Genomic DNA, 9,974 nt, shown 5'->3' on the forward strand with positions numbered 1-9,974 from the left:
GCTGCGCTCGATTTCAGGCCTCTCCCCGCACGCGGGGAGACGCGAAGAAAAACAAAACAGGGAGAAGCCACCATGGGACTACTCGACGGCAAGGTCGCGCTGATCACCGGCGCGGGCGGCGGGCTCGGTGAGGCCTACGCGAAGCTGTTTGCGCGGGAAGGGGCCTCGGTCGTCGTCAATGACCTCGGCGGTCCCCGTGACGGCTCCGGCGCCGACAAGTCGATGGCGCAACTCGTGGTGGACGCGATCAAGGCCGAAGGCGGCAAGGCGATCGCCAACGGCGCCGACATCTCCACCATGGAGGGCGGCCAGTCGGTGTTCGACGACGCCATCAAGCATTTCGGTCGCGCCGACATCCTGGTCAACAATGCCGGAATCCTGCGTGACCAGACCTTTCACAAGGCTTCCGAAGCCGACTGGGACAAGGTCATCAAGGTGCATCTGAAGGGCACCTTTTGTTGCACCATGCCGGTGTTTCGCTGGATGCGGGAAAATGGCGGCGGCGTCATCGTCAACACCTCCTCGACCTCGGGCCTGATCGGCAATTTCGGCCAGACCAATTACGGCGCGGCCAAGGGCGGCATCTGGGGCCTGTCCAACGTGCTGGCGATCGAGGGCCGCAAGTACAACATCCGGATCTGGACGCTGGCCCCGGGCGCCCTGACCCGCATGACCGCAGACCTGCCCCGCTATAAGGAGAACCCCTTCGCGGCGCTGGGGCCGGACGGCATCGCGCCGGCCGTGCTATACATGGTCAGCGACTTGTCGGGCGACCAGACCGGCAAGGTGCTGGGTGTGTCCGGGCCCCGCGGCGTGCGCGAGATGCGGATGATGGAAATGGAAGGCTGGAAACCGCCGCACACGGGCTGGAAGGCCCAGGACATCGCCGATCATGCCAAGGAGATCTTCTTCTCCGAGGAGCAGATCAAGATGGGCGCGCGGAGGTTTTAGGCTGTTGTTGTCGTTCCGGGGCGATGCAAAGCATCGAACCCGGAACCTCGAGATTCTCAGGTGCGCAATTGCGCACCAGAGTTCGGCTCTGCGAGCCGCCCCGGAATGACGAACAGAGACGAGGACTAAATGAAACTGACCGCCGACGCCAAGGGCACTTTCGCAATCGCCCCGACGCCGTTCCACGACGACGGCCGGATCGACGAGCGCTCGATCGACCGCCTGACCGATTTTTACGAGGAGGTCGGCTGCGACGGCGTCACGGTGCTGGGCATCCTCGGCGAGGCGCCGAAGCTGGACGCGGCTGAGGCCGAGCAGGTGGCGGTGCGCTTCGTCAAGCGCGCCAAGAAGATGCAGGTGATCGTCGGCGTCTCCGCGCCGGGCTTTGCCACCATGCGCTCGCTGGCGAAGACCTCGATGGACGCGGGTGCGGCCGGCGTCATGATCGCCCCGCCGCCGTCGCTTCGGACCGACGACCAGATCGTCGGCTATTTCAAGCAGGCGGCGGAAGCGATCGGGCCGGATGTGCCCTGGGTGCTCCAGGACTATCCGCTGACGCTCTCGGTGGTGTTCACCCCCGCCGTGATCCGCAAGATCGTCATGGACAATCCGAACTGCGTGATGCTCAAGCACGAGGATTGGCCGGGCCTGGAGAAGATCACGACGCTTCGCGGCTTCCAGAAGGACGGCTCGCTCCGTCCGCTCTCGATTCTCTGCGGCAATGGCGGCACGTTCCTGGACTTCGAGATGGAGCGCGGCGCCGACGGCGCCATGACCGGCTACGCCTTCCCGGAGCTTCTGATCGATGTCGTCAACCTCTCCAAGGCCGGCAAGCGCGATGCCGCGCATGACCTGTTCGACGCGCATCTGCCACTGATCCGCTACGAGCAGCAGCCCGGCGTCGGCCTGACCATCCGCAAATACGTGCTGCAGAAGCGCGGCATCATCGCCTCCAGCGCCCAGCGCAAGCCCGGCGCGACCATCACGGCGACGGCGAAGGCCGAGGTCGAGTACCTGCTGTCGCGCGTCGCCCGTGTCGACAAGCGCGCCAATCTCGGCCCGCAATCCAGCGCCGCAGGTTAGTTGGATGGCCGAGACATCAGCATCACGCCCGGCGTCGACGATCCTCCTGCTGCGCGATGGCGCCAAGGCCGACGGCAAGGGCCGCGGCGAAATCGAAGTCTTCATGATGGTCCGCCATCATCAGATCGAGTTCAACTCGGGCGCGCTGGTGTTTCCCGGCGGCAGCGTCGATGCCGGCGACAACGAGATCGTCGCCCGCGCGGACCTGTATTCGGGCGGTGAGGGCCTCAGCGAGGCGGATCGCGGTTTTCGCATCGCTGCGATCCGCGAGACCTTTGAGGAGAGCGGCATCCTGCTGGCGCGGTCGAAGGGGACGGGCGCGCCTGTCGATGCCAGGCGAGCCGGCGAGATCGCCGACAAGCACCGCGTCGCGCTCAACGAGCACAAGGTCAGCTTCCTGAGCATCCTGGTCGACAACGACCTTCAGCTCGCGCTCGACACGCTGGTGCCTTACGCGCACTGGATCACGCCGGAGGGCATGCCCAAGCGCTTCGATACCTGGTTCTTCCTTGCGGCGGCGCCCCCGGATCAGCTCGGCGCCCATGACGGAAGGGAGTCGACCGATTCGATCTGGGTCTCGCCGCGCGAGGCGGTGGAGGGCGGCGAGAGCGGCCGCTTCAAGCTGCCGTTCCCGACCACGCGCAATCTGATTCGCCTTGCGAAACAGGGCAGCGTGAAAGACGCGCTCGACCATGCCCGCGGCATGTCGATCATCACGGTGATGCCTGTCATGACCAAGACCGAAACCGGCCGCCAGCTGCGCATTCCCCGCGAGGCCGGCTATGACGGCGAGGTGTTCGAGGTCGGGGCGGTGGGCTGATACACTTCGACACGTAACGAACTATCTGCGACCGCAGACGCGCTAGGTTCCGTCCTGACAACGGGACGGACCGCGCGAAATGGACAGCCGGCAGGATACCAACATCGCCGTCGAGCTGGCGCTCCTGGTCGCGCTCGCAACGCTGTGGGGCGGCTCCTACACCTTCATCAAGCTCGGCGTCGCCACCATTCCCCCGATTACCTTGATCGCGGCGCGGACCACGATCGCAGGCCTCCTGTTGCTCGCCGTGATGTGGGCGCGCGGCATCAGGATGCCCACGGACGCAGCGACCTGGCAGCGCTTCGCCTTCCAGGCCGTGCTCAACAGCGTCATTCCCTGGACGCTCATCGCCTGGGGCGAGCGCCATGTCGATGCCGCGCTCGCCACCATCCTCAACTCGGCCGGCCCGATCTTCACCTTCCTGCTCACGGCGGTCGTCACCCGCCACGAGGCGACGAGCCCGCGAAAGCTGTTCGGCGTCATCGCCGGCATGGCCGGCATCCTGCTGATCGTCGGCGTCGATGCCTTCCACGACATCGGCAGCGGTCTCCTCGCGGAGGCGGCTATCGTCGCCGCCACCATCTGCTACGCCTGCGCCGCGATCTTCGGCCGCAGCTTCAAGGGCCTCGATCCGATGGCGCCCGCAGCCGGCTCGCTGCTGGCGGGGGCGGCGGTCCTGATCCCGGCCTCGCTCGTGGTCGAGCAGCCCTGGACGCTGTCGCCTTCGCCGAACTCGGTGCTGGCACTGCTCGCGCTCGCATTGTTCTCGACGGCGGCGGCGTTTGCGATCTATTTCCGCCTGATCCAGACCCTGGGCTCGGTCGGCACCACCGCGCAGGCCTATCTGCGGGTGCCGATCGGGGTCGCCATCAGCGTCGCCTTGCTCGGCGAGAGCCTGAGCCGGACCGCCTGGATCGGGCTTGCCTGCGTCGTCCTCGGCGTCGCCGCCATGACGATCCCGGCCCGGCGGCAGGCAAGCGTCAAACCGTCATAGATCGGGCAAGGGGGCTCCGAGGCCAATATTAAGGATAAACGGCGGCCCGAGGCATGTTTCCCCGGGGCCGCAATACGTCGTATATTGGGCCTCCAATATCCCGGTCCCTCAAAGCCCAATGTCCGCCGAATTGACGCCGACCCCTGAGAAAAAGCGAACATTCTCGCTCTCCATCGGCCAGCTCACTTTCGGCAGCTTCCTGTTGGTGCTGGCGGTGATCATCGTCACGTCGACCGCGAGCGTGATCGCGATCCGGCACATCGATACGACCTTCGCCGAGCTGCAGCGGCTCCAGAGCGTCGGCGACCTCGCCGAGGACATCGATCGCCGCATGAACGAGCTGCGGCTCGCCGCGCGCGACTTCGTCACCGATCCCGGCGCCGGCATCCAGTTCAAGCAGGTCGGCGAGGCGGCCTCGACCCTCAGCGACATCCTGAAGAAGACCCGCATCGAGCTCGCCCCCGAGCAGCAGGACATGATCGACGGGGTGACCGAGCGGCTCGCGACCTATCGGACCGGCCTCGAGCGGATCTCGACCCTGATCGACCGCCGCGCCCAGCTGCTCGCCGGCCTGCCGCCGCTGCGCGAACAGTTCGATGTGGCCGTCTCCGGCACCGCCGACCGTGAGCTGGCCTCGCGCCTGTCGGAGGCGCAGAGCCGGATCGCGCTCGGGCTTCTCGCGCGCAACCCGTCAGCGGCGGAGCAGGCCGCGCAGAACATGCGGGGACTGAACATTGCCGATGCCAAGCTGAAATCGGCGGTGAACGATTACGCCGAGGCCATCATGGCCGTGGCCGTCCGCGAGCGGCAGATCGCCGACATCGACCGCGAGGTGCTGGGAACCGAGGGCCGGCTGATCGGTCGCGTCACCGAATTGCTGCGCGAGGTCAGTGATCGGCGCGGCCACGTGCTGTCGCGCGACTTTGCCCGGACGCTGACGGAAGCGCGATGGCAGAGCATCGTGCTCGGCACCATCGGCGTGCTGATCGGCATCGGCGCTGCCTTGTTCGTGGTGCGCAGGACGGTGCGTCCGCTCGCCCAGATCGCCCGCTCGATCCGCGCGCTTGCGGCGGGCCGGAAGGACACTTCGATCCCGTCCGCCGACCTCGACAACGAGATCGGCGACATCGCCCGCGCCGCCGAAGTGTTCCGCCGCGCGCTGGAGGAGGCCGACACGGCGCGGGAAGCGGCGGTGCGCGCGCTCACCGAGCAGCGGCTCGCCGAAGAGAGCTACCGGAAACTGTTCGAGGGATCGGTCGACGGCATCTACGTCACGACGCCCTCTGGCGATCTGCTCAACGCCAATCCGGCACTGGCGCGGATGATGGGCTATGACAGCCCGCAGCACCTCATCGACAGCATCAACGACATCGCCCACACCATTTACGTCCATCCCGAGGCACGCGTCGAATATCAGCGGCTGATGGCGCGCGACGGCATGGTGCGCGAGTTCGAGTACCAGGTGCGCCAGCGCAGCGGCAACATCCTGTGGCTCTCCGACAGCGCCACCGGCGTGCGGGACGAAGCGGGCAACATCGTCCGCTACGAGGGCACGCTGCGCGACATCACCGACCAGAAGCGGGCGGAAGACGCCATCGCCGAAGGCCGGCGCCTGCTCCAGCAGGTCATCGACACCGTGCCCGCGGTGATCAACGTCAAGGATCGCGACCTGCGCTATGTGCTGATGAACCGCTACATGGCCGGCATCTTCGGCATCGAACCCGGCGACGCGCTCGGCCGCACCACGGCCGACCTGATGTCGCGCTATGGCGCGGCCAAGTCCGACGAGAGCGACAAGCGGGTGCTCAAGCTTCGAAAAGGCCTCGGCTTCTACGAGGAGGAATACAAGGACGCCTCCGGCAACATGCGGCAATGGCTGGTCAACAAGCTGCCGCTGCTCGATGCCGAGGGCGAGATCGAGCGGATCGTCACCGTCGCGCTCGACATTGGCGAGCGCAAGCGCGGCGAGCAGGAGATGCGCAAAGCCAAGGAGTCCGCCGAGACGGCGCTGCGCAATCTGCGCGAGACCCAGGCCTCGCTGATCGAGGCCGAGAAGCTCGCCGCGCTCGGCCGCCTCGTCGCCGGCGTCGCCCACGAGGTCAACAATCCCGTCGGCATCAGCCTCACGGTCGCCTCCGCGCTGGAGCGCAAGACCGCGATGTTCACCGCCGAGGTCGAGCGGGGCGAGCTGCGCCGCTCCACGCTCAACGACTTCCTCAGCACCAGCCGCGACGCATCCTCGCAGCTCGTCTCCAATCTCAACCGCGCAGCCGAGCTGATCCAGTCGTTCAAGCAGGTCGCCGCCGACCGCAACTATTCGGACCAGCGCAGCTTCGATCTCGGCGACCTCACCGAGCAGGTGGTGATGAGTCTGAGGCCGGGCCTGCGCAAGCACAATCTGACGCTCAACGTCGAGTGCCAGCCGGATCTGACCATGAACAGCTATCCGGGCCCGTACGGCCAGGTGCTGACCAATCTGTTTCTCAATTCGGTGGCGCACGCCTTTCCGGACGGCCGGCCGGGGACGATCGACATCCAGGTGCGCGAGTCCGGCAAGGACAATGTCAAGATCATCTTCTCCGACAATGGCTGCGGCATGTCGCTCGACGTCCGTCGCCGCGCCTTCGATCCGTTCTTCACGACGCGGCGCGACCAGGGCGGCACCGGTCTTGGACTGCACATCGTCTACAGCATCGTCACCAACCGGCTCGGCGGGCGGCTCGATCTCGATTCCGAACCGGGCAGCGGCACCCGCATCCAGATCATCCTGCCGCGCACGGCGCCGCTGGAGCAGGCTGCCGAGTAGTTTCTATTGTTTGAGCATGATCTTTTCGGAAAACCGCAGCACACTTTTCCGGATCATGCTCCTAATCAGCTTCAGCAAGCTTGTGCAGCGTTGCGCCGAAAATCAGGCTGGCCTTGCCGACCAGCGCCGTGCCCGTCATTTCCGCGCGCGTGTCCGTGTAGGTCCCGCTGACGCCGATACCCACGGGAGCAGGACCGCCGAACAGCGGATTGTCGTCGCCGCGCGGCGAGGTGTGTCGTTGCACCAGCACCTCGCCTTTGAAGGTGGTGTCGTCCTTCACCACGTAGCTGCCGGTGTAATAGAGGTAGGCGTCGCCGCCAAGGATCTTGCCGTCGCGAAAAAGGATCACGCCGCTGCCCTTGCCGGCTCGACCATCGAGCAGGGTCACGTGAATCGAGTAGAGACCGTTTTTCATAACGTCCCGCAGGCCGGCCGCCATCGCCCAATGGCGTAACCGGTCCCGCTTTTATGCCAAAGCGCATCCTCTCGCGCAACGCGGCAGTTTGCCGGCCGACCACGGGAAGTTGCCGCCGCGAGCCGTAGTTGTCCCGGCTTGTGCGTGACGCCGTCATGACGGTCTGATGATGAGGCGAGGCCGGCCGCCTGCGAATCAGGGTTGGCCCGCGAAATGCATAACAATTGTTGCACTGGCCGCGGGGTGCTGGAGCAAGACGATGAGCAACTGGATCGATTCCGGCGGCGATGAGCCGCGTCTGTACAGTGCGCGTCCCACCAATTGCAAAAGCGAACGACGGCGTTCCAGCAGCGCAACACGCTGGCGAAGCGTGACGCGGCTGGCAGGCGCCCTGGTCCTGGTTGCACTCGCAGCCCCCTTCGGGCACGCGCGCGACCGCGGCCAGTTCGTCAACACCAATGCCGATCTGAAGGCCTGGTTCGATGGCCTGCGCAGCGGCAAGGGGCCATGCTGCTCCGATGCCGACGGTTCGGCGCTCGCGGACACCGACTGGGACAGCAAGGACGGGCACTATCGTGTCCGCCTCCCGCGCTATGGCTCCAGGCTCGAAGGGCAGCCGCAGGAACTCGTCTGGGTCGACGTTCCCGAGGAAGCCCTGATATCCGAGCCCAACCGGGTGGGGCGCACCATGGTATGGCCGATCTACGGCTATATGGGCGTCAGCATTCGCTGCTTCATGCCCGGCAGCATGACGTAGCCGCGCCGGCTGCGTGTCGCCTCTGGTGAGGCGCTCGCCGGATCAGGTGTATTTCTTGTCGCGCTCGAGCAGCTCGATGGAGATGCCTTCGGGGCCGCGGATGAAGCAGATGCGCACGCCGGGCCGGATCGTGGTCGGCTCGCGCGTGAACGTGACGCCCTTGGCCTTGATCTCGGCCGCAACGGCGTCGATGTCCTTCACCGTCAGGCCAAAATGGTCGAGCCCCTGATGCGGGTGCGGAGGCGGCGGGTTGACGGCGTTGTCGCCCTCGAGCGGCGCGATGAAGATCCTGGCGCCGCCCAGATTCACATCGATCCGTCCCGGCGCATGCACGATCTCGCCACCGAGGATGTCCCGCAGCCAGGCCGCCGTGGCCTCCGGATCGGGGCTGCGCAGATGGACGTGATCCCAAGTGACGACTGGCATTTCAATTCTCCCAACGGGCCTTCGGCGATGTTGCAGCGCATGTTAGCGGCCGCAGGCGGTGATCGCCACCGTCCTTGCCGATTCGCCACTGCGCGGGAACCTTAGTTCCTGTTCCGGATTAAGGTAAGCAGTGGCCGGGTCCGTCGTTGAATGGGCTTTGGCCGCGATCGGTGATGCAACCATGAACGCCAGGCTCGACCGGATCGGATTGAGGCGCTTCGCCGGGACCGGCGAACGAGTGGCGCGGGCCGTGACAATTGCGAGCGTCTCATTTGGCCGCAGCCTTCTGTGGCTGATCGCGGCCATCATTGTCGGCTGCGGCGTCTGGATGCTGCTGCCTCTGTCCAAGGGAAACAGTGCTGAGCCGGTGAAGGCGGAGCTGGCGGCCGTCGAGGCGGCTCCTTCGGCCGATGCGGCCGCAGCGTTGTCGCCGGTCTCGGAAGCCCAGGCACCGGCGATGGCAGACCTCGGTCGTCTCAGGATTTCATCGCAGACCTGGCGCCGCGGCGGCCTTGGCTCGAGAGCCCTGGTGACGTTCACGCTGCGAAACGACAATGACTATGCCGTAAAGGATGTCGAGATCATCTGCGCGTTTGCGCGGCGCGACGGCAGTCATCTCACCAACCGCAGCCGCGTGCTGGCGGATCCGGTCAGCATGAAGAGCCGCAAGACCTTTGCGCATATCCCGGTGGGCTTCATCAACGTGAATGCCGATCAGGCGAAATGCTCGCTGGTTGCAGCACGCCGTGCTTAACGGCGGAATGTTCCGGTAGCGGAAAAGTTACCCTCATTGGTCCTTGGCGAAAAAACCTCGCATCGCCATTTGAACCGAAGGGCCGGGCCAGGAACCAAATAAATAAGAGATCGCCTGTTGAGGCGGAGAGCCCACGCGGGGATGCGGGGGGCGGAGCGCGGCCAATGCCCATCTTTCGATATTTCACCTTTGTCGGTGGAGCTTTGCTTGCACTGTTGTTCGCGGTGAATTTCGCTTTCCCGGCGGCACCCGTGGCGCAAGCCGTTGCGACCATAAGCAACGATCAGCCCCTGATCCGAATCCGGTCCGATCGGCACCTGCCTGAGCGCGTCGTGCTCGACACCAGCCAGCCGACGATTGCCGCGCCGGCTGTGAAGACCGCCGCGGTTGTGGCTCCCCAGCCGCCCGTGCAGGAGGCCCAGTCGGCGGCCTTGGCCGAGCAGTCAGCCAAGGCGCGGGTGCGCGAGACCTTCGCCCAGTTCACGCCGCCGCTGAAGACTGATACCGCCGCCAAGGCTCCGGTTCAGCCCAAGCGCAAGGTCGCCAGGACGCATCCGGCGCCGCAGCAGGGACGGCCGATGATGCTGGTCGCTCAGCAGCCGCATTTCGGGCTCTTCAACACCACATGGTGAGAGCGCCTTCGATCCGCCTCGAAACGAGGCGGGGAGGGCTTTTTATTGGTCGGCCTCTCTGCTAATTCGAACCCATCCGAACCGCCGTCCAGTGTGCTGGCTCGTCAGCTGCCGGTCTGGCAAGTCTCGGTTTGTGGCCCGGTGTCCGGGCCAGGGCGCTCGTAGCTCAGCTGGATAGAGCATCGGATTTCGATTCCGAGGGTCGGAGGTTCGAATCCTTCCGAGCGCGCCAATCATCTCATGTCCGGCCCGAAGAGATGGGTAACGGATCGTACCTAAGAGATGGGTGACAACCTCGTGCCGAACGGGTTGTCGAGGGGTTGCAGGGTCTTCTGC

Annotated in this window: 10 protein-coding genes and 1 tRNA gene; 9 read left to right on the forward strand and 2 right to left on the reverse strand. The window is 65.6% G+C overall.

The features are described from left to right. The first annotated feature begins 72 nt into the window (after nucleotides 1–72). The 5 genes from GGD67_RS37405 (at nucleotide 73) to GGD67_RS37425 (ending at nucleotide 6,654) form a co-directional block, all read left to right on the forward strand. A complete protein-coding gene (locus GGD67_RS37405; RefSeq protein ID WP_179739895.1) occupies nucleotides 73–951 on the forward strand; it encodes an SDR family oxidoreductase in 879 nt (292 codons plus the stop codon). A gap of 129 nt (nucleotides 952–1,080) precedes the next feature. Beyond that, on the forward strand, nucleotides 1,081–2,034 hold the full coding sequence (locus GGD67_RS37410) for a dihydrodipicolinate synthase family protein (RefSeq protein WP_179739897.1): 954 nt from the start codon (nucleotides 1,081–1,083) through the stop codon (nucleotides 2,032–2,034). Between the two features lie 4 nt (nucleotides 2,035–2,038). Then, nucleotides 2,039–2,854 carry an NUDIX hydrolase gene (locus GGD67_RS37415; RefSeq protein WP_179739899.1) on the forward strand — a complete coding sequence of 272 codons (816 nt, stop codon included), beginning with the start codon at nucleotides 2,039–2,041 and terminating at the stop codon, nucleotides 2,852–2,854. Nucleotides 2,855–2,933: 79 nt separating this feature from the next. Beyond that, the gene (locus GGD67_RS37420) at nucleotides 2,934–3,848 is read left to right on the forward strand and encodes a DMT family transporter (RefSeq protein WP_179739901.1); all 915 of its coding nucleotides are present in this window, start codon (nucleotides 2,934–2,936) and stop codon (nucleotides 3,846–3,848) included. A gap of 118 nt (nucleotides 3,849–3,966) precedes the next feature. Further along, on the forward strand, nucleotides 3,967–6,654 hold the full coding sequence (locus tag GGD67_RS37425; protein WP_179739903.1) for a PAS domain S-box protein: 2,688 nt from the start codon (nucleotides 3,967–3,969) through the stop codon (nucleotides 6,652–6,654). A gap of 61 nt (nucleotides 6,655–6,715) precedes the next feature. Here GGD67_RS37425 and GGD67_RS37430 read toward each other — a convergent pair whose 3' ends face one another. After that, nucleotides 6,716–7,069 carry a GrlR family regulatory protein gene (locus tag GGD67_RS37430; RefSeq protein ID WP_026202721.1) on the reverse strand — a complete coding sequence of 118 codons (354 nt, stop codon included), beginning with the start codon at nucleotides 7,067–7,069 and terminating at the stop codon, nucleotides 6,716–6,718. Between the two features lie 259 nt (nucleotides 7,070–7,328). On the opposite strand from GGD67_RS37430, the gene GGD67_RS37435 reads away from it, so the two are divergent. Further along, on the forward strand, nucleotides 7,329–7,826 hold the full coding sequence (locus GGD67_RS37435; RefSeq protein WP_179739905.1) for a hypothetical protein: 498 nt from the start codon (nucleotides 7,329–7,331) through the stop codon (nucleotides 7,824–7,826). A gap of 42 nt (nucleotides 7,827–7,868) precedes the next feature. Here the strand turns inward: GGD67_RS37435 and GGD67_RS37440 are convergent, their stop codons facing one another. Then, nucleotides 7,869–8,252: a VOC family protein gene (locus GGD67_RS37440; protein WP_028140965.1), complete on the reverse strand. Its 384-nt coding sequence runs from the start codon at nucleotides 8,250–8,252 to the stop codon at nucleotides 7,869–7,871. 181 nt (nucleotides 8,253–8,433) lie between these two features. Here GGD67_RS37440 and GGD67_RS37445 point away from each other — a divergent pair, with 181 nt between their 5' ends. From GGD67_RS37445 to GGD67_RS37455, 3 genes are all read left to right on the forward strand, one after another. Further along, on the forward strand, nucleotides 8,434–9,006 hold the full coding sequence (locus GGD67_RS37445; RefSeq protein WP_179739907.1) for a hypothetical protein: 573 nt from the start codon (nucleotides 8,434–8,436) through the stop codon (nucleotides 9,004–9,006). Between the two features lie 164 nt (nucleotides 9,007–9,170). Then, nucleotides 9,171–9,638, forward strand: coding sequence for a hypothetical protein (locus GGD67_RS37450; protein WP_179739909.1), 468 nt, complete (start codon nucleotides 9,171–9,173; stop codon nucleotides 9,636–9,638). A gap of 155 nt (nucleotides 9,639–9,793) precedes the next feature. Next, a tRNA-Arg gene (locus GGD67_RS37455) sits at nucleotides 9,794–9,870 on the forward strand. Nucleotides 9,871–9,974: the final 104 nt, after the last annotated feature.

Origin of the sequence: Bradyrhizobium sp. IAR9, from assembly GCF_013408065.1 — a bacterium.
Lineage (GTDB): Bacteria > Pseudomonadota > Alphaproteobacteria > Rhizobiales > Xanthobacteraceae > Bradyrhizobium.

Excerpts from the sequence above, each read along its gene's own strand:
- GGD67_RS37405 (WP_179739895.1), top strand. The coding sequence starts at position 73 with ATGGGACTACTCGACGGCAAGGTCGCGCTGATCACCGGCGCGGGCGGC.
- GGD67_RS37410 (WP_179739897.1), top strand. The coding sequence starts at position 1,081 with ATGAAACTGACCGCCGACGCCAAGGGCACTTTCGCAATCGCCCCGACG.
- GGD67_RS37415 (WP_179739899.1), top strand. The coding sequence starts at position 2,039 with ATGGCCGAGACATCAGCATCACGCCCGGCGTCGACGATCCTCCTGCTG.
- GGD67_RS37420 (WP_179739901.1), top strand. The coding sequence starts at position 2,934 with ATGGACAGCCGGCAGGATACCAACATCGCCGTCGAGCTGGCGCTCCTG.
- GGD67_RS37425 (WP_179739903.1), top strand. The coding sequence starts at position 3,967 with ATGTCCGCCGAATTGACGCCGACCCCTGAGAAAAAGCGAACATTCTCG.
- GGD67_RS37430 (WP_026202721.1), bottom strand. The coding sequence starts at position 7,069 with ATGAAAAACGGTCTCTACTCGATTCACGTGACCCTGCTCGATGGTCGA.
- GGD67_RS37435 (WP_179739905.1), top strand. The coding sequence starts at position 7,329 with ATGAGCAACTGGATCGATTCCGGCGGCGATGAGCCGCGTCTGTACAGT.
- GGD67_RS37440 (WP_028140965.1), bottom strand. The coding sequence starts at position 8,252 with ATGCCAGTCGTCACTTGGGATCACGTCCATCTGCGCAGCCCCGATCCG.
- GGD67_RS37445 (WP_179739907.1), top strand. The coding sequence starts at position 8,434 with ATGAACGCCAGGCTCGACCGGATCGGATTGAGGCGCTTCGCCGGGACC.
- GGD67_RS37450 (WP_179739909.1), top strand. The coding sequence starts at position 9,171 with ATGCCCATCTTTCGATATTTCACCTTTGTCGGTGGAGCTTTGCTTGCA.